Here is an 18,422-nt window from a genome sequence, read left to right as displayed (position 1 = left end):
ACTAGTGCCCGACGAGAACGGCGCAAATGAACAGCGAACTCAGGAAGGCCGCCTGCTGGACCGGCACCCCGGGCTGCGTGATTCCGTCGCGTCGCTGCCGGAATTCATCGCCTGGAATGACAGCTTCCCCCTCGTCGAGGTGGACGCGGAGTCGTTCCGGGTGGCCCGGGGCGACCAGCTTATGGACCGCGACCAAATGATGGTGGAGTGGATAAGGCTTTTCCGGCCGCAACTGTTCGAAGAAGGTGCAGAACATGACAGATAGCTCCGACGTACGGCGGCCCGAGATCGTGATCGACGGCCAGGTGTTCTACCGGGTAGAGGGTGACCTGCTGCTCGACGCCGACGAACTCGATGTCTACATCGAGGCGCAGAAGGCACTGCGGGCACAGCGCGAGGCCGCCCGGCTGCTGGCACAGACAGGGGTCGGCACCATCGGCAGCGGTATCAGTCCACTCGGGCAGCCGAGCAGCGGTCTGCTCGGCATCATGCAGGACGGCAGGATCGTCCGCTGGGAACCGGGCACGGTCCTGAAGTACTGCGTCCTGCGCAAGACCTTCCCGAAGCGGGAGTGGTACGAGTCGGTCGTCGAGAACATGCGACGCGCCACCGACGACTGGTCGGCGACCTGCGGTGTGCAGTTCGAGCACGTCGAAACCGCCGACGACAGTGATGCGCTGCGGCCGCCCGAAGTCGTCTTCCCGGTCCGGCATCTCGACTCCGGGGGCCAGTTCATCGCTGCGGCGTTCTTTCCCAATGACCCGGAGAACCGCAGGCGGGTCTTCATCGACCCGTCGTACCAGACCACCAGTTTCGACCGCGTAGGCGTCCTACGGCACGAGTTGGGCCATGCCATCGGCTTCCGACACGAACACATCCGCTCGGGCGCGCCCGCCGTATGCCCCGACGAATCCACCGAGGGAACGGTGGACCTGACGCAGTACGACCCGCAATCGGTCATGCACTACTTCTGCGGTGGGCTGGGATCGCGGGAACTCGCCATCTCCGAGATCGACCGGGTGGGTGCCCAGAAGGTCTACGGGCCTCCGCTGACCGGTTTCAACCTCCTCGCCGCCTGACGGACTCGACCGCGGCGCCCCATGGCGCCGCGGTCAGCGCCGGCCACGGGCCGGGACACCCCGCATCAACGGTCGGGCGGGTCAGCGAAGTCCGGCGAACAGGTCGTTCTCGGGTGTGGCCGCGCCGGTGGTGTCCTGGACGCGCACGAAGGTCTCCATGCCCATCAGTTCGCCGAACCTCTCCTTGCCCATCCTGAGGAAGAAGATGTTCTCGCCCTGACTGGCGTGCGCGGCCAGCGCGTCGAACTTCTGGCCGCTGAACGCGGTGGTGTCCACCCACGTGGTGATCTCATCGTCGGGGAGGCCGATCTCGGCCAGTGCGGCTGCCTCGGCAGGATCCGGCTCCGGCATGTCCTCACCGAACTCGCTCATGATCTCACCGAACCGCTGCATCATCGAGCGGGGCATCGTCGTCCAGTACACCTTCGGTGACAGCGTGGTCATCTCCAGCGCCGCCATCGTGATGCGGTGGGCCTGGATGTGGTCGGGGTGACCGTAGAAGCCGTTCTCGTCGTAGGTGACGACCACATCGGGCCGATAGTGCCGCATGAGTTCCGCGAGCCGGGCCGCACCTTCCTGCACGGGGGTCTGCCAGAAGGAACCCGGGGCGTCGTTGCCCGGCCAGCCGGCCATCCCGGAGTCGGCGTAGTCCAGCATCTCCAGATCACTGATCTTCAGCACGTCACAGCTCGCCTGGAGTTCCTGACGGCGCATCAAGGCGACAGCCGCCGGATCGTGCCCGGGGCCCCCAGGCTTGACACCCCCCGGCCCGTCACCGCAACCACCGTCGGTACATGTCACGAGAACCGTACGGATGCCTTCCGCCGCGTACCGCGCGAGGACACCGCCGGTTCCGGTGGCCTCGTCGTCGGGGTGCGCGTGCACAGCCATGAGCGTCAAAGGCCGGTCGGTCATGAAGCAGTCCTCCTGCAGACATATGTCGTGATCAAAAGGCTCGGCGAGCCACCACACACCTGAGGCCCGGCTCCCCGCTGGGTGGACGACCCCACGGTCTCCGTGCTTCCCCGCCCGCGCGGCGCCGGTCCCTCGGACCATGCAACCGCGCCGACCGGTCCGGCTGTTCCCCGCACGGCGGGAAAGGCCATATATGCAGCGTGGCGGAAGGCGGCACCCTCGGCATGAGCGTCAGGTTGCAGGCGGCCTCACCGCCCGGCCGCCTGGCCGCCACGCCGCCTGGCCGCCTGGCCGCCCGGCCGCTTGGCCACCTCGCCACCTCGCCGCCTGGCCGCCTGGCCGCCCGGCCGCTTGGCCACCTCGCCACCTCGCCGCCTGGCCGCCTGGCCGCCTGGCCGCAGCAGCGCCGGCCGGGGCCCGACGACGACACGCCCCCGGATCAGCGCCCCGCGCCGTTCGACCGCGAGAATCCCTCCCATGACCACCACACCCCATCCCCTCGTCACCCACGCCCAGCGACTGGCGGGTGATCTGCTGCTCCCGACGGCCGAGCGCGTCGACCAGGAGGGGGTGCCGGCGAGCCATGTCGAGGCGGTGAAGCGGGCGGGGCTCCTCGGTGTGGTCGCGCCGCAGGAGTACGGCGGGGCGGACGCGCCCGTGGGCGTTGCGCGGGAGACCGCGGAGATCCTGGCCGGGGCGTGCTGCTCCACCTGGTTCGTGCAGACACAGCACCACACACCAGTGAAGCTGCTCGCCACGTACGACTCGCCCGTCCGGGAGAAGCTGCTGCGCCCGCTGGCGACCGGTGAGCTGATGGCGGGCATCGCGTTCGCCCATGTCCGCGCCTTCCCCCGGGTGCCCGTGCGGGCTGTTCCCGAGGAGGGCGGCTGGCGGTTCGAGGGCCGGGTGCCCTGGTACACGGGCTGGGGACTGAACGACGTGATGCTGCTGGCCGGGGTGACGGACACGGCCGAGGTGGTGTTCGTGTTCGCCGGGGCGCGCGAGCAGCCGGGCCTGACGGCGTCGGCGCCGATGCGGCTCGCGGCTCTCACCGCCGCCCGTACGGTGTCCCTGGAGCTGGACGGCCTGCGGGTGCCGGAGGAGGCCGTCGTACTGCGCACGTCGCAGCAGGAGTTCGCTCAGGTCGACCTGCCCCGGGCCGCCAACGCCAGTCCGGCCGTGTTCGGCGTCGCGTACGCGGCGCTGGACCTGGTGGCGCGGACCCCAGACGGCGAGGAGACGGCCCGGTCACTGCGGGGCCGGCTCGACGAGGTCCGGCGGGAGGCCTACGCGCTGGCCGACCAGCCCGCCGCACCCGGCTGCGTACCGGAGCGGCTGGCCGTGAAGACCCGCGCGTACGACCTCCTTCGCGCGGCCACCACCGCGGCGATCGTGGCCGGGGGCGGGCGCGCCATGGACCTCGGCAGCCGGGCGCAGCGGCTGGCGCGCGAGGGGATGTTCCTGCTGGTGCAGGGCCAGACGGCCGAGGCACGCCGGACGCACCTGGGCGCGCTGGCGTCCGGCTAGTGTCCCGGTCCGGAGATCCTGGGAAGGTGCGGCACGGCCGGCGTGCGGTCCGTCCGGGGCGGGATCTTCCCGCAGAACTCCGCTTCCATGACGTCGATGGAGAGCGAGGAGTCCGACAGCCAGTCGCGCGCAGTGTGACCCGGTCACCGTCGTGGCCGTTGCCGCGCAGCAGGCCGGGCAGCCATCGCTCGACCGTGTCGTCCAGGTTCAGGGACAGGACGGTGGCCATGGGTTCTCTTTTCCAGGAGAAGGCGCCACTGCGCGAGCCTGCCTTCCGCCTCCAGCTGGAGCAGGACGGTCGCGACGAACGTCTTGGTGATGCCGGCTCCGCGGAAGTGGTCACCGGCCGATCGCTTGCGGCCGGTCGAGGTGTCGGCGTAGCCGGACCGGCCGAACCAACTCGCCTCGCTGTCATGGACCTTGGCGGCAGAACGCCTCGTAGACGGGGGTGCCGGCGACGACGCCGTCGGCCCGCGCGAACAGCTCGGTGACCTCGACGACCGCGGGGGGTCGGAAGTCGCCGCCGAGCAGGGCCTCGGCAGGGATCGTGCGGATGTCGAGCGGGATCACGTCATGGTCCTGGGCCGCCAGCCGCTGGTCGAGGTGGCGCAGCAGCCGGCTGGTGCGGGAGGAAGTGGAGGGGGTGCAGGAGACGGTCGTCCTCTCGGCACGACGGGAGCCGTCCGGCGGCGGATGAGGCGGTGAGAGGAAGCGGCGAGCCGGAGAATCAGGCTGCGGCGCGACAGGAAGCGCTGGAGACGCGTGCGAGGCCGACGTGGCGTCGCCGCGTGAGGTGCAGTCGCATCGTCATGCCATGGATCGCGGCAGCGGCGGACGACGCCCGTCAGGAGATCCGCGGCCCATCTCGTATGCCGGACCGCGGATTTCAAGGAGGACGGACTGAAAGGCCGTAAGGGACGGTGTATTCCGGTCCTCGTCCACCGTGCGCGACGGAGGAATGCGACCCTCGTCCACCGTGCGGGACGGAGGAATGCGACCCTCGTCCACCGTGCGGGACGGAGGAATTCAGTCCTCGTCCGCCGGGACGACCACGAGGAAGGCGTCCGACTCCAGGTCCATCACGACGGTGGCGGCCTCGCCCTCGGCGCGGCGGCGGGCCGCGTACTCCTCCGCGGGCCACGATCCGCGCGGAGACCCCGCCGGGAACCGCTCCAACACCTTCGCACTGATGGCCGCTGTCACGTCCGCTGCCCTCCCCTGTCCCGCGCCGCCCGCCGGGCGACGTCGATCGGTCGCTGTCGTACACATCCGGATGCCCCCGATCCGGCCGGACATGTACCGCCGGTAGATTCCCCGCCTCACTCCGACCTCTACACATAAGGGGGACATAAGAGCAGAATGATGCTTACGCGGCGTTTACCGCATATCCCTCCAGACGCGGGCGCCCTGCACCATGAAGGAGACGAGTCATGGCCAACGTCTCGCCCACCAGAGGTGACATCACCAGCCACCCTGATGCCTCGGAGATGCGGGACCGGTACGCCCGCGTGCTCGGTGGCCGCGATGTGGCGCTCGTGGACGGACCGGTGTTCCTGCTCGGTCTGTACTGCGCCGCCTCCCCGTGGATAGTCCACTACACGACGAGCCAGCCGGCACTCGTGACCCACAATCTGATCATGGGTATCGCGATCGGCCTGCTGGCGCTCGGCTTCACCCGTGCTCCGGAGCGCATGTACGGCCTGAGCTGGGCCATGTGTGCACTCGGGGCCTGGATGATCATCTCGCCGTGGATCGTGGGCGAAAGCCCGGACGCCGGTGTCGTGTGGAACAACATCATCATCGGTGCACTGGCCGTGGTCCTCGGGCTGGTGTGCGCCGGAACGGCGGCGAAGGCCTCAGCGAGGCCTTAGCGGCTGCCGGAAAGGAGCCGAAGGCCGGTCCGCCTCGCCGGACCGGCCCGCCCGCGTCCGCCCCTGGCCGCGCGGGGTTCAGGGGTGACTCGTCGGCCGCAGTGCGGCGAGCCCCTCGTGGCTCGACGCGTAGCGCGGCGTCCAGCCGAGTTCGCGCTCCGCCTTCGCGCAGGACATGCGCAGCCGGGACGACATCACGGTGTGCGCGTACGACATGGGCTTCAAGAGCCACAGCGGCACGTTCACCGGCTTCGGCAGCCCGAAGACCCGGGCCACCTCCTCGACGTGCGCGCGGAACCCCATGGGGGTGTCGTCCGCGATGTTGTACGCCTGCCCCGGCCGGCCACGCTCCACGGCGGCCACCACCGCCCGGGCGGCGTCCGTGAGCTCGACCCACGGCAGCACGCGGTCCCGGTCACCGGGCAGGGGCAGCCGCCGTCCGCGCAAGAGGGGCAGCAGTGTCTCGGTGCCGCCGGGGCCGTAGAACAGGCCGAAACGCAGCGCGACGCCCTCCAGGGCCTCCGCCTCGAGGGCGAGCCGCTCCTTGGTCCGCATGCCGGCGATGTGCCGCTCCAGCGGCGGTGTGGCGCCGCGGGGGCCGAAGGGGTCGTCCTCGGTGAGCGGGCGGTCGCCGTGGTCGCCGTAGCCGTAGCCGAAGGCCATGGACTCCACGACGAAGCGGCGGGCGCCGGTGACGCGGGCCGCCTCGACGAGGTGGGCCGTGCCCTCGGTACGCAGTGCGTCGGTGGCGTGCAGGTCGCGGTCCCGCATGGGGGGCTTGCGCAGGGCCGTCGCGGCGTGGACCACGGTGTCGAAATGGCGCCCGTCGACGGCGCGGAGCAGCACGTCGCGGTCCATGAGGTCGGCCCGGATGCCGTTCTCCCGGCTCCTGCCGAGGCCGGTGACCTGGTGGCCCGCATCCATCAGGGCGCGGGTGATGTGCCGGCCGAGGACGCCGCTCGCGCCGGCGAGGAGGATGCTCTGGCTCGTTCCGTTCGTCGTCATGCCCCTACGACGGACCGGGCGGCCCCGGACGTGACATCCTCCCCCGCCCGCCTTGTTCGGCTACGAGGTGTACTCGTACGGCGTCGTGGTCGTCAGCGGCACGAAACCGAGGCGTTCCAGGATCGGCCGGCTCTGACCGGAGGCGTCGACCTGGAGGTAACGGTAGCCACGGGCCGCGGCGGCGCGGGCGCGATGGGCCACCAGCGTGCGGTAGATGCCGCGGCCACGCCACTCCTGGACGGTGCCGCCGCCCCACAGCCCGGCGACGGGTGTGCCGGGTACGAGCTCCATGCGGGCCGCGCTCACCGGCTCGGCGCCGGCCATCGCCACGACGGCGACGACGGTGTCCGGGTCGGCCGCCAGCCGGGCGAGGAGCTGATGGCGCAGCCAGGAGCTGTCCGCGCCGAAGGCCTTCTCGTGGACGTCGGCCACGAGATCGACGCCCGCCGGGTCGGTGACCGGCTCGACGCGCACGCCCGCGGGTGCTTCGGCGCCGTGGGCCAGACCGGCGGCCTCCCCGATCATCAGCGTCTCCTCGGGTCCGGGCGCGAACCCGGCCGCGCACAGCCGCCGCCCGAGGTCGGCCGGACGGTCGTGCCCGTACAGCTTCCACTCGAAATCGAGGCCGAGGCCGGTGTAGTGGTCGATCTGCGCGGCGATCGCCGCGTCCGCCCCGGCCTCGTCGAGGGCGGACCAGACGATGCCGTTCCAGCCCTGCGGGGAGGCGACCTGGCGGACGACGCCGCCAGTCCGCTCGACCCGGGCGCCGGGGCCGTCCGGCCGCGCTTCCGCACGCAGGTCACGGTCGAACAGGGCGAGCAACTCGGCATGATCCATGGGCAGACTTCAGCAGCCGCCGGGCCGGACGGCAAACGGTTATCCGGCCGGCGGCACACTCCCGGCCTGCGGCCGCCGTTCCTTTCGCCCGGCACCCCGGCACCCTTAGGGTCCTGTTGATCGCACTCGTCACGGGAAAGGCCGGGCCCATGGTCGTGAAGGACACGGAACTGCCGCATCTGCGCCGCTGCGTGGAACTGGCGTCCGAGGCGCTGGAGGCCGGGGACGAGCCGTTCGGTTCGGTCCTGGTCGGCGGGGACGGCACCGTCCTCGGCGAGGATCGCAACCGGGTGGCCTCGGGCGACCACACCCGGCACCCCGAGTTCGAGCTGGCGCGCTGGTCGGCGGCGCACCTCACTCCCGGGGAGCGGGCGGCCGCCACGGTCTACACCTCCGGCGAGCACTGCCCGATGTGTGCGGCGGCGCACGCCTGGGTCGGGCTCGGGCGCATCGTCTACATCGCCTCGTCCGAGCAACTCACCACCTGGCTGGCCGAGTTGGGCGTTCCTCCGACGCCGGTCCGGCCACTCCCCGTACAGGAGGTCGCACCCGGTGTCACCGTGGACGGCCCCGTGCCCGAACTGACCCTCCAGGTGCGGGAGTTGCACATCAGGTTCCACCGCGGACGCCGCTGAGCCAGCCGGGGAGACGCGGGGTGCGCCCCGACGGGCGGCCGCCCGAGATGCAGGGCCGCTCGGGCGAACTTACGATCGATTCCAGTTGGACCAGGTGTAAGACCAGGCGTACGCCCCGGTCTCCCCGACGGGGGGAGGCACATGTCCTCGCTGCCGGCACGTCGGCTCATGGCCGTCTACGTCGCCCTGGTTGCGGTCGTCACCGTCGTGTACATGACCGTGCCGGTGATGGTTCCCGTGATGTGGGCCGTGATGGGGCTGGCCGGCGTCGCCGCCATGCTGATCGGCACACGCCTGCACCGGCCCGCCCACGCCTGGCCCTGGTGGATCCTGGCCGCGGGCCTGCTCGTCTTCATCGGGGGCGACACGTACTACTTCGTGATGGAGCAGTACCTGGGAACCTCCAACCCGTTCCCCTCCCCGGCCGACGCCTGCTACCTGGCCATGTACCCGCTCATCGCGATCGGTCTGTCGGGCCTGGTGCGCCACCGCTGGGCCGACCGCGACCTGCCGAGCCTGCTCGACGCGCTGATCGTCACCGCCGGCCTGGCGCTGCCGGTGTGGGTGTACCTGGTGCAGCCGCTGACCGTGCTGCACGGCCTGACCTGGCAGCAGCGGGCCATCAGCATCGCCTACCCCCTCGGCGACATCCTCGTGCTGGCCCTGCTGGTCAGGCTGCTCACCCCCAGCCCGGTCGACGGTTCGAATCGCGCCGTACGCCTGCTGGTCGTCGGGACGGCGACCCTGCTCGTGACGGACATCGCGTACGGGATCCTTCAGTTGAACGACGTCTGGCAGACCGGCAGCCTGCTGGATCTCGGCTGGGTCGTCTTCTACACCGCCTGGGGCCTGGCGGCACTGCAACCCTCCATGGTCGAGCTGACGGCTTCCGTGCCACAGCGGGAGTCCCTGCTGCCGCCGCCGCGCCGGCTGGTCATGCTGGCCGTGGCCACGCTCATCGCGCCGGGGATCCTGCTCTGGGAGGGGCTGAGCGGCCAGACCCGGGACGCCGCCGTGATCGCGGCCTTCTCGGGAGTGCTGTTCCTGCTGGTGATTCTCCGGCTGGCGGGGATGGTCGTGGCGCACCGTCACGCGGTGACGCGGGAGCTGGCCCTGCGCGGAGCCGCCGCGTCGCTGGTCTCCGCCTTCCGGCAGGAAGAGGTCGACCAGTCCTGTCACCGGGCGGTCGACCGGCTGATGGGCCCGGACATCCCGCATCGGACGCTGCTGCTCCCCACGGAGCGGGCGACGGACCTGGGCGCCCACGGCACCCGGCTGGTCAGCCCGGCCGCCCTTGATCCCGAGGTCGCCCTTGCGCTCGGCGGCCTGCCGTCGGTGCTGGTGTGCCCCATGACCCATCCCGACCGCCCCTCCGGCGCCGTGCCGGGCATCCTGCTGGTCGCCGCCCCCGAGCGGCAGCTCCACGAGACCTGGGGCTCCCTGGAGATCCTGGCCTCGCACGCGGGTCTGGCGATGGAGCGCGTCGCGCTGCGCAAGGAGGTCTTCCGGCGGGAGAACGAGGCGTACTTCCGCACCCTGGTCCGCAACGCCTCCGACGTGATCCTGATCCTGGAGGACAACGACACCATCCGGTACGCCAGCCCGTCCGCGCGGTCCGTCTTCGGCACCGACGAACTGATCGGCGTGTCCCTGGCGGAGCTGGTGGACCCCGGTGACCGGGAGCGGGCGGCCCGGGAGCTGGCCGCCGTACGGGAGCGGGGCTCCGGGGCGGGCCACGACCACTGGTGGGTGCGGCGCCGCGAAAGGCGCGTCGAGGTGGAGGTCCGCTTCAGCGACTTCCGGGACGAGCGGACCGTGTCCGGTCTCGTGGTGACCCTGCGGGACGTGACCGAGCAGCGACGGCTGGAGCAGGAGCTGACGCAGCGGGCCTTCCACGACTCGCTGACCGGTCTGCCCAACCGGACGCTGCTGCTGGAGCGGATCGAACGCGCCCTGCTGCGCGGCCGTCGCGAGTCGTCCCTGACCTGTCTGCTCTTCATCGACCTCGACGACTTCAAGCTCGTCAACGACACCATGGGGCACCGGGCGGGCGACCAGCTGCTGGTCGCGGTCGGCAACCGGTTGTCCCGGACGCTGCGGCGCACCGACACCGCGGCCCGGCTCGGCGGCGACGAGTTCGCGGTGCTGATGGAGGACGCCAAGCAGCCGCTGGACGCCGAGCTGCTCGCGGCCCAGGTGATCCAGACGCTGGGCAGGCCCTTCGACCTGGGCGACGAGTCGGTGACGGTGTCCGCCAGTGTGGGCGTGGCCACCGCGCGCGACAGCACGGACGCGGAGGAACTGCTGGGCCATGCCGACCTCGCGCTGTACGCGGCCAAGGCGGCGGGCAAGCGGCAGTGGCGCCGCTTCAAGCCGCTGCTGCGCAGCCGCATGGTCGAGCGGCACGATCTTCAGTCCCAGCTCGCCCGGGCGGTCGCCGACAAGGCGTTCGCGCTGCGCTACCAGCCGGTCGTGGACATCACGGCGGGCGAGGTCGTCGGGTTCGAGGCGCTGGTCCGCTGGCCGCACGAACACCGGCCGCCCGTCGCCCCGGAGCAGTTCATCAGCCTGGCGGAGGAGACCGGGCACATCGCCCCGCTGGGCTCGTGGGTGCTGGAGAACGCGGTCAGCGACATCATCGGGCTGCAACGGCTGCCGGGCCCCGGCCGTCCGCCGTACGTCAGCGTGAACGTCTCCGCCCGTCAGTTCCGCGACGCCGGGTTCATCGAGCAGGTCGGTCAGGCGCTGAGCACCCCTGGGCTCGAACCGGGATCGCTCCAGCTGGAGCTCACGGAGACGGTCCTGCTGCACCGCGACGACCGGCTCCAGACGGTGCTGAACACACTGAAGGAACTGGGGGTGCACATCGCGGTCGACGACTTCGGCACCGGTTTCTCCTCGCTGCGCTACCTGCGGGACTTCCCCATCGACGTGCTGAAGATCGACAAGTCGTTCATCGACGACATCGCGCAGGACGCCCAGCAGGTCGCCCTGGTCGAGGGCATCGTGCGGATCGCCGACACCCTGGGCCTGCAAGTCATCGCGGAGGGCATCGAGGACACCGCACAGCGGGATCTGCTGGCCGGCATGGGATGCCGGTTCGGGCAGGGATTCCTGTTCGCCCGGCCGCTGACGGTGGAGCAGAGCGCGCACGTCCTGCGGGAGCCGACCGCCCGCCCCTTCGCACCCCCGCAGACCCCCAAGCCCCGTGTCGACGCCGCCCGCGGACGCCGCGAAGCGCGCTGGGCGGACCTGGAGCACCTGCGGCGCACCAGCCCGATGAGCGACGCGGTCCTGGACGAGGTGCGCGGGAGGCACATCCGCAGCGGTGACCACTGGCTGATCGACTTCGCGTCGTGCAACTACCTGGGCTTCGACTGGGACCCGGAGGTCATGGGATCGGTCGATCCCGCGGTCCGCCGGTGGGGCACGCACCCCAGCTGGTCGCGGCTGCTGGGCAGTCCGCGGCTGTACCCCGACATCGAGGAGCGGCTGGCCGCGCTGCTGGGCGCGCCGGACACACTGCTGCTGCCCACGCTGACGCTGGTGCACTCCTCGGTGATCCCGGCCATCGCCGAGGACGGGCACGTCTTCGTGGAGGCGACCGCGCACCGCACGGTCTACGACGGCTGCGTCGTGGCCCGGGCGCAGGGCGCCACCCTGCACCGCTTCCACGCCGAGCGGCTCGACGAACTGCGTGCCCTGCTGGCCCGGGTCCCGCCGGGCACGCCTCGGCTGGTGTGTCTCGACGGAGTCAACAGCATGAGCGGCAACATCCCCGACCTGCCCGCCCTGGCGGCGGTGTGCCGCTCGGAGGGGGCGACGCTGTACGTCGACGACGCCCACGGCTTCGGCGTGATAGGCGAGCGCGGGCCGGGCGAAACGTGCCCGTACGGCATGCGCGGCAACTGCGTGGTGCGGCACACCGGGGAGTCGTACGACGGGATCGTGCTCGTGGGCGGGTTCTCCAAGGCGTACTCGTCCCTGCTGGCGTTCCTCGCCCTGCCGTCGGAGCTGAAGAACCGGCTGAAGACCGCGGCGGCGCCCTATCTGTACTCGGGGCCGTCACCGACGGCGTCACTGGCGACCGCGCTGGCCGGTCTGGACGTCAACGAGCGCCGGGGTGACGCGATCCGGGCGGACCTGTACCGCAAGACGGTCCGGGTCCTGGACCACCTGGAGGGCATGGGGGTGAGCACCCTCAACTCGGACCGGCTGCCGATCGTGGAGGTGCCGCTGGCCAACCCCGCGGACCTGGACGCGGTCGCCGCGTTCCTGTGGCGGGAGGGCGTCTACGTGACGCTGGCTGCCTACCCGCTGGTTCCCCGGGACCGGGTGGGGTTCCGCGTCCAGCTCACGGCCCTCAACTCGGAGGAGGACATCGACCATCTGAACGGGACCCTGACCCGGTTGTCCGAACGCTTCCCGCTGCGGTTGAAGGGCTGAGACGGCCATGACGACGCACAACGACGACGTCGACTGGGACCGCTGGCCGGTCTCCGACTACCTCGCGGAGAACTACCGCGAGGTGCACGCGTCGGACGCGGCGGTCATCGCGCACCACTCCGCGTTCTACCGGGGCCTCCCGCCCGGCCGGATCGACCGCTCGGTGGAGTTCGGTGCGGGACCCAATCTGTACCCGCTCATACTGGCGTCCGCCGCGTGCCGCAGGATCGACGCCGTGGAGGCCGGAGCGAGCAACATCGCCTACCTGGAGGATCAGATCTGCCACCGGCTCGACGCGAGCTGGCTGCCCTTCCACACCCTGTGCCGACGGCTGAACCCGGAGGTGCCCGCGACCCTCGCCGGGGCGCTGGCCCCGGTGAACATCGTCCACGCCGACGTGCGGACCCTGCCGCCGGGCGCGTACGGACTCGCCTCGATGCACTTCGTCGCCGAGAGCGTCACGGAGGACTTCGCGGAGTTCGCCGACTTCTGCCGCGCCTTCGTCCGCACGGTCCGGCCGGGCGGCCACCTGGTGGCCGCGTTCATGGAGAACATGCCGACGTACCGCATCGGTCCGGCCTCCCGCTGGCCCGGCTGCCCGGTGAACCCGGCGACCGTGACGGAGGTCTTCACACCCCTGACCCGGGACCTGGACGTGACCCACATCGACGTGGACCCGACGCTGCCCGACTACGGGGACTCGGGAATGGTGCTGCTCACGGGGGTGGCGAAGGCGGTGTAGCGCCGTTCCTCAGCCGTCCGATCCCGGGCGGAACCTGCGGCGCAGCACCACTCCCCCGGCGACCAGTGCCGCGCTCGCCGCGACGGCCTGGAGGGTGTGGTCCGTGCCCGTGTGCGCCAGGGCGCCGGTGGCGTGCGGGACGGTGTGCGGAGCGCTGTGCGGGGCCGGTTCGGGGGCCGGATTCGGCCGGGGCGGCGGGGTCCGCTCCGGGACGGGCTTCGGCGGGTGCTGGGGGCGTACCGGGCGCTGGTCACCGGGGGTGTTCCTGGACTCGTTGCCGGTCGACGGGTTGCCGACGCCGACCACGTTCACGGAGTTGCCCGTGACGTTGACCGGGAGGTCGACCGGCACCTGCACGCCGTTGCCGGAGATCACGCCCGGTGAATCCTGTGCGCCGGCCTCGGCGGCCGCGCCACCGGACGTGCCCTTCCGGCCCGCCGGCCCCTCGTCCTGGTTCGCGCAGCTGTTGCCGGCGGCGGGGTTCAGGAGTCCCACCACGTTCACGGTGTTCCCGCACACGTTCACCGGAACGTGTGCGGGCAGCTGGACGGTGTTGCCGGAGACCACCCCGGGCGAACCGGCCGTCGAGCCGTCCGCACCGGAACCGGCGTACGCGGGGACGGTCACGGCCATCGCGCCCGAGGCGGCGGCGACGGCGATCACTCCGTTTCGGGTAAGGCGTCTCATGGGCCCCTGCCTTCCAGACATCGTGTCGCGGGCACTCGCCCGCACCGGGCAGAACGCGGGGCGACCGGTCCGAGTTATGGCTTATCGGCCTTTCACTCCATCGAGCGGCCCGGTTGTCGAACTAGCGGTAAAGCCCTTCGTATACCGGCTCCGCCCGCCCGGAGGCGAGGCTTCCGGGGCCCGCTTATGGTGAGCGAGGGCGCCGGTCCCGGTCCGCTGCGGGACGCCCCGCGCCCTGGAGGCATCGATGCTGGCCAAGCTGTCCACGCGCCCCTCGATCCGGCGCTGTGCGGTCACCGGTACGGCCGGGCTCGCCCTGCTGGGCACGGCACTGCCGGTCGCCGACGGCCCGCCGCCCGGCCTCACGCGCTTCTACGGCCAGAAGGTCACCTGGTCGAAGTGCGCGGGCATGGACATGCCGAAGGATCTCCAGTGCGGCAAGGTCACCGTCCCGCTCGACTACGCCAAGCCCGGGCAGGGCACCCTGGACGTCGCCGTCGCTCGCTACCGGGCCACGGGCACCTCGCGGGGATCGGTCCTGCTGAACTTCGGCGGCCCCGGCGGGCCGGGAGTGGCCCAACTCGCCATGGGCGGCAAGGACTTCTTGGGCCTGACGAACGGCTACGACGTGGTCTCCTTCGACCCGCGCGGTGTCGGCCGCTCCTCGCCGGTCAGCTGCGGGAACGCCTCGGACAGCGCTCTGGACGCCACCGACGGCAACGCCGACGTGACCGATCCGGGGGCCGTACTCGAAGAGCTGCGCACGGCGGCGGCCGAGTGCACCGAGCACTCGGGCCCGGTTCTGCCCCACATCGGCACGGTCAACGCCGCCCGCGACCTGGACGTCATACGCGACGCGCTCGGGGACGACAAGCTCAACTACCTGGGCTTCTCCTACGGGAGCCGGCTCGGCGCGGTGTACGCGGCCCAGCATCCCGACAAGGTCGGCAGGATGGTGCTGGACGGTGTCGACACGCTGACCGAGCCCCTGTCCGACCAGGGTGTGGCGAGTGCCCGGGGGCAGCAGACCGCACTGGAGAACTTCCTGACCTGGTGCACCGAGGACATCGCCTGCCCGTTCGGACGGGATCCGCGAGAAGCCCGCAAGCACGTCGTACAGGTGGTCGAGTCGCTCGACAAGGATCCGCTGCCGAACGACTTCGGCGAGGTGTTCTCCGGCCAGGACTTCGCCGGCGCCCTCGGGCAGGGCCTCTACAGCAGGGAGCTGTGGCCCTCGTTGCAGCGGGCCGTCGCCCGGCTGCTGGAGGACGGCGACCCGAGCGGCCTGGAGGCGTTCCTGTCCGGGGGCTTCACCCTCCCGCCGCGGCGCGGCCCGCACGCCGGGCTCACCGACCCCGCCGACGTGCCGCTCGACAACCTGCCGGCGGCGCTGATGGCCGTCAACTGCGCGGACGATCCGGACCGCCCCGCCGCCGCCGAGGTCACCGAGGACCTCGGCCGGCTGCGTGCCCGCTACGAGCAGGCCTCACCGGTCTTCGGGCGCTACCGGCTCACCCAGGTGCTGATGTGCTACGGCCGCCCCAAGGGCACCGACTACATCCGCGAGGAGGTCAAGGACGTCGACACGCCGAGGATGCTGCTCGTCGGCACCCGGGGCGATCCGGCCACGCCGTACCGCTGGACGGTGGAGACGGCCAGGCGGCTCGGCCCGTCGGCCGTGGTGCTCGACAACCGCGGCGAAGGGCACACCGGCTACGGCTCGTCGAAGTGCGTGCACGGCAAGGTCGACGCCTTCCTGCTGTACGGAACCCTCCCGCCGGACGGCAGCTCCTGCGGCTCCGACCGCGACGACGAGTGAGATCGATTGCCCCAAATGCCCTAAAGGCGAATTCGCTCTATCGTTCTGTCATGGAGAGCGTTCTGAGTCCCGCGACCCTTGCCGAGCTGCGGCGCCCGCGCCCCTACCCCGCGGTCTCCGTGCTGACGCCGACCCATCGGCGCGATCCCTACAACGCCCAGGACCAGGTTCGGCTGCGCAATGCGGTGGCCGAGGCCAAGAGGCAGCTGGAGGCCGATCCGGCCGTCACCCGTGAGCGGCGCACCGAGGTGGCCGGGCACCTGGACCGGGCCATGACCGAGGTGGACCTGACACACGCCGAGGACGGCCTGGTGATCTTCGCCGCTCCGGGCGAACACCAGGTGTGGTCGGTGGCGAGGTCCGTACCCGAACGCGTGGTGCTCTCGGACACCTTCCTCACCCGCAACCTCGTCTCGGCCCAGACGGCCGGACGGCCCTTCTGGGTCCTGTCGCTCGCCGCGGACCGCGTCACCCTGTGGAACGGCGGCGTCGACCGGGTCGCCGAGGCCCGGGTCGGCGGCTTCCCGATGACCCGGCGCGTGGAGAACTTCGACCCGGAGCGGCAGCAGCGGATCGGAGACACGCCGAGCGCCTTCCGGGAGGAACGCACCCGCCAGTTCCTGCGCGAGGCGGGCACCGCGATGACCGCCGTACTGCGCGACCACCCGCGGCAGCTGTACGTCACGGGGGAGCCGGCCGCACTGTCCCTGCTGGACGAGGTCGTCGGCACCGCCCGCGGCGCGGTGCACGTCCCGCACGGCGGACTCGCCCACGGAACCCACGAGACCGTCTGGCAGGCCGTGCGCCCGGTGGTCGAGGCGGAAGCCCGCCGCAGCACGGACGCCGTGACCCGCGCCCTCGAAACGGCCCGCGGCCGACGGGAGTTCGCCGCCGGTGTCGACGAGCTGTGGCAGAGCGCCCGGGACGGCCGCGTCCGGCTGCTGGCCGTCGAGGAGAACTACCGTGTGACGGTCCGCGACGCCGGGGACCATCTGGTCCTCGCCGAGAGCGGCGACCTCGACTCCCGCGAGGACATCGTGGACGAGATCGTCGAACAGTGCCTGGAGACCGGGGCCGATGTCCGCTTCGTCCCGGACGGCACGCTCGGGGAGGCGGACGGCATGGCCGGGGTGCTGCGGTACTGACCGGGGTGGGCCGCGGCACCCACCACGACTCGAACACAGAACCATCGAACATTTTCATGCGCCTTGTGCGGGTGTTCGATGGGCCGTCAAATGCCCTGTGTAACCTACGACTTGAGCTTACGGCGAGGATGTTCCCCACCTACCCCGGAGTAGCTCCGCGAGACTGTGGCATATGCCAGAAGCACCACCGTATCGTGTGTCGCCGAATCCCTTACAGGCCGTCGCGGGCTGTGCAACAGTCGTAACGGTCCCTCCGTCCGCCTTGGTCGAACCGTCCCCGCATCGGAGTGCGTCATGCCGTCCCACCTCTCCGCGGACCGCCCAGCCGCCCAGCCGCCCGGACGCGGCTCGGTCGACGCGCTCATATCGCAGACGCGGCGGCTCAAGGGCGAAGTGGACGCGGTGCGCCGCGACTCCGAGGACGTGGGTTCGGACCACCCGCGCGAGCGCTGGCAGCGTGCCCTGTACGACCTGGCCCTGCACCAGCTCAACGACCTCGACGAGCACCTGGCCCAGCTGCGGGACGGGCCCCTGCCCACGGCGGCGGCCCCGGAAGCCCCCCGCCCCGCGCAGGGTTCCCTGCTCAGCCGGGTCGGCAGCGCCGAGTGGAACCTGCTGACGGACGAGGCCAGTTGGTCCGGCGAGCTCTACCGGATCCTGGGCCGCGATCCGGCCGCTCCCCCGCTCACCCTCGACGAACTGCCATCGCTGGTCGTGGACGAGGACCGGCCGAAGCTGACGGCGATGGTCACCGACTGCCTCGTCGACGCCCGGCCCATCGACGGCGAGTTCCGCATCGCCCGCCGGGCCGGCGACGTACGGACCGTGCACATGATGGGTGAACCCGTGCTCGACACCGACGGCAGCACCGCCTCGATGTGGGCCGTGCTGCGTGACGTCAGCGAACTGCGCCGCAGCCAGCGGGTGGTGAGCGAGACCCGTGACTCGCTGCACCACCGGCAGGACGCCGCGCAGAGCGAGCACCGGCTCGCGGTCGAGTTGCAGGAGACCGTACTGCCTCCGTGGCGCGGCTCCCTGCGGCTCCCGCACCGGGGCGCCAGGGCCCTCGACCTCGCGTCCCACCACCTGCCGGCGTCCTCCCGCACCCTCATCGGCGGCGACTGGTACGACGCCCTCGAACTGACCGACGGCGAAACGCTCATCGGCGTCGGGGACCTCACCGGCCAGGGAGTCGGCGTGACGTCGAACATGGCCATGCTGCTCGGTGCCGTTCGCGGCATGGCCATGGCCGGTGGGCAGCCGGGACAGGTGATGGCCTGGCTGAACCAGTTACTCGACGCCACCGTGCAACCCGCCCTGGGCAGTGCCCTCTGCTGCCGCTACCGGCCGGCCGACCGCACCCTGGTGTGGGCGCAGGCCGGACACCCCGCCCCGCTGCTGTTCCGCGACGGGACGGGGCGCGTCCTGGACGCACCGGACGGCGTCCTGCTCGGCGCCACCTCGGGCGCCGTCTACGGGCAGACCGAAGAGACGCTCCAGGTGGGCGACCTGTTGCTCCTGCACACCGACGGGCTGGTGCCGGGGCACACCGGATCGGCGGCGGCGAACCTCCTCCTCGGCCTGGCACCGCGCCTGGCCGGGAACCGCACCGCGCAGGACTGCGTGCGCACCGTGGTCCAGGAGTTCGGTGAGGGCGAGCGCGAGGACAACGCCTGTCTGCTCGTCGCCAAGGTCGTGTCGTAGGGAAACCAGA

17 protein-coding genes and 1 pseudogene are annotated in these 18,422 nt (G+C 71.5%); 10 read left to right on the top strand and 8 right to left on the bottom strand.

Annotated features, from left to right (window positions below; genetic code table 11):
- The first annotated feature begins 4 nt into the window (after window positions 1-4).
- Together GTY56_RS23045 and GTY56_RS23040 are read left to right on the top strand one after the other, a co-directional pair.
- A complete protein-coding gene (locus GTY56_RS23045) occupies window positions 5-265 on the top strand; it encodes a hypothetical protein (RefSeq protein ID WP_161367229.1) in 261 nt (86 codons plus the stop codon).
- Window positions 255-1,079, top strand: coding sequence for a M57 family metalloprotease (locus GTY56_RS23040; protein ID WP_161367228.1), 825 nt, complete (start codon window positions 255-257; stop codon window positions 1,077-1,079). The genes GTY56_RS23045 and GTY56_RS23040 overlap by 11 nt, the downstream gene beginning before the upstream one ends.
- Window positions 1,080-1,160: 81 nt before the next feature.
- Here the strand turns inward: GTY56_RS23040 and GTY56_RS23035 are convergent, their stop codons facing one another.
- A complete protein-coding gene (locus GTY56_RS23035; protein ID WP_161367227.1) occupies window positions 1,161-1,994 on the bottom strand; it encodes a PIG-L family deacetylase in 834 nt (277 codons plus the stop codon).
- A gap of 248 nt (window positions 1,995-2,242) precedes the next feature.
- On the bottom strand, window positions 2,243-2,473 hold the full coding sequence (locus GTY56_RS40020) for a hypothetical protein (protein ID WP_202510595.1): 231 nt from the start codon (window positions 2,471-2,473) through the stop codon (window positions 2,243-2,245).
- On the opposite strand from GTY56_RS40020, the gene GTY56_RS23030 reads away from it, so the two are divergent.
- Window positions 2,472-3,521 (top strand): acyl-CoA dehydrogenase family protein, encoded by a 1,050-nt coding sequence (locus GTY56_RS23030; protein ID WP_161367226.1) that lies wholly within the window; start codon window positions 2,472-2,474, stop codon window positions 3,519-3,521. The genes GTY56_RS40020 and GTY56_RS23030 overlap by 2 nt on opposite strands.
- 143 nt (window positions 3,522-3,664) lie before the next feature.
- On the opposite strand, the gene GTY56_RS41610 is transcribed toward GTY56_RS23030, so the two are convergent.
- The 3 genes and pseudogenes from GTY56_RS41610 to GTY56_RS40015 all read right to left on the bottom strand — a co-directional run bounded on the left by GTY56_RS41610 (window position 3,665) and on the right by GTY56_RS40015 (window position 4,712).
- Window positions 3,665-4,063 carry a serine hydrolase gene (locus GTY56_RS41610; RefSeq protein ID WP_524540129.1) on the bottom strand — a complete coding sequence of 133 codons (399 nt, stop codon included), beginning with the start codon at window positions 4,061-4,063 and terminating at the stop codon, window positions 3,665-3,667.
- Window positions 3,954-4,178, bottom strand: a pseudogene (locus GTY56_RS23020) (NADPH-dependent FMN reductase); the annotation flags it as partial. The pseudogene GTY56_RS23020 and the gene GTY56_RS41610, both read right to left, overlap by 110 nt.
- Before the next feature lie 369 nt (window positions 4,179-4,547).
- Window positions 4,548-4,712: a DUF8839 family protein gene (locus GTY56_RS40015; protein WP_490723321.1), complete on the bottom strand. Its 165-nt coding sequence runs from the start codon at window positions 4,710-4,712 to the stop codon at window positions 4,548-4,550.
- 239 nt (window positions 4,713-4,951) lie between these two features.
- Here GTY56_RS40015 and GTY56_RS23015 point away from each other — a divergent pair, with 239 nt between their 5' ends.
- Window positions 4,952-5,392, top strand: coding sequence for an SPW repeat protein (locus GTY56_RS23015; protein ID WP_161367225.1), 441 nt, complete (start codon window positions 4,952-4,954; stop codon window positions 5,390-5,392).
- A gap of 78 nt (window positions 5,393-5,470) precedes the next feature.
- On the opposite strand, the gene GTY56_RS23010 is transcribed toward GTY56_RS23015, so the two are convergent.
- Window positions 5,471-6,397 carry an NAD-dependent epimerase/dehydratase family protein gene (locus tag GTY56_RS23010; RefSeq protein ID WP_161367224.1) on the bottom strand — a complete coding sequence of 309 codons (927 nt, stop codon included), beginning with the start codon at window positions 6,395-6,397 and terminating at the stop codon, window positions 5,471-5,473.
- A gap of 60 nt (window positions 6,398-6,457) precedes the next feature.
- Window positions 6,458-7,234: a GNAT family N-acetyltransferase gene (locus GTY56_RS23005; RefSeq protein ID WP_161367223.1), complete on the bottom strand. Its 777-nt coding sequence runs from the start codon at window positions 7,232-7,234 to the stop codon at window positions 6,458-6,460.
- 149 nt (window positions 7,235-7,383) lie between these two features.
- On the opposite strand from GTY56_RS23005, the gene GTY56_RS23000 reads away from it, so the two are divergent.
- The 3 genes from GTY56_RS23000 to GTY56_RS22990 all read left to right on the top strand — a co-directional run bounded on the left by GTY56_RS23000 (window position 7,384) and on the right by GTY56_RS22990 (window position 13,057).
- Window positions 7,384-7,869, top strand: coding sequence for a nucleoside deaminase (locus GTY56_RS23000; RefSeq protein WP_161367249.1), 486 nt, complete (start codon window positions 7,384-7,386; stop codon window positions 7,867-7,869).
- 168 nt (window positions 7,870-8,037) lie between these two features.
- Window positions 8,038-12,315 (top strand): aminotransferase class I/II-fold pyridoxal phosphate-dependent enzyme, encoded by a 4,278-nt coding sequence (locus tag GTY56_RS22995; protein ID WP_161367248.1) that lies wholly within the window; start codon window positions 8,038-8,040, stop codon window positions 12,313-12,315.
- 7 nt (window positions 12,316-12,322) lie between these two features.
- Window positions 12,323-13,057: a class I SAM-dependent methyltransferase gene (locus GTY56_RS22990; protein ID WP_161367222.1), complete on the top strand. Its 735-nt coding sequence runs from the start codon at window positions 12,323-12,325 to the stop codon at window positions 13,055-13,057.
- A gap of 9 nt (window positions 13,058-13,066) precedes the next feature.
- Here GTY56_RS22990 and GTY56_RS22985 read toward each other — a convergent pair whose 3' ends face one another.
- Window positions 13,067-13,744, bottom strand: a complete 678-nt coding sequence (locus tag GTY56_RS22985; protein WP_161367221.1) for a chaplin — start codon at window positions 13,742-13,744, stop codon at window positions 13,067-13,069.
- Between the two features lie 247 nt (window positions 13,745-13,991).
- Between GTY56_RS22985 and GTY56_RS22980 the strand changes: the two genes are divergently transcribed.
- The 3 genes from GTY56_RS22980 (at window position 13,992) to GTY56_RS22970 (ending at window position 18,412) form a co-directional block, all read left to right on the top strand.
- A complete protein-coding gene (locus GTY56_RS22980) occupies window positions 13,992-15,563 on the top strand; it encodes an alpha/beta hydrolase (protein WP_161367220.1) in 1,572 nt (523 codons plus the stop codon).
- A gap of 50 nt (window positions 15,564-15,613) precedes the next feature.
- Window positions 15,614-16,708, top strand: a complete 1,095-nt coding sequence (locus tag GTY56_RS22975) for a baeRF3 domain-containing protein (protein WP_161367219.1) — start codon at window positions 15,614-15,616, stop codon at window positions 16,706-16,708.
- A 294-nt stretch (window positions 16,709-17,002) separates the two neighbouring features.
- Window positions 17,003-18,412 carry a PP2C family protein-serine/threonine phosphatase gene (locus GTY56_RS22970; RefSeq protein WP_161367218.1) on the top strand — a complete coding sequence of 470 codons (1,410 nt, stop codon included), beginning with the start codon at window positions 17,003-17,005 and terminating at the stop codon, window positions 18,410-18,412.
- The last annotated feature ends 10 nt before the right edge of the window (window positions 18,413-18,422 follow it).

Origin of the sequence: Streptomyces sp. SID5643 (assembly GCF_009872555.1) — a bacterium.
Taxonomy (GTDB): domain Bacteria; phylum Actinomycetota; class Actinomycetes; order Streptomycetales; family Streptomycetaceae; genus Streptomyces; species Streptomyces iakyrus.
Note: the sequence above shows the minus strand (reverse complement) of the source record. Positions and strands in the feature narration are given on the sequence as shown.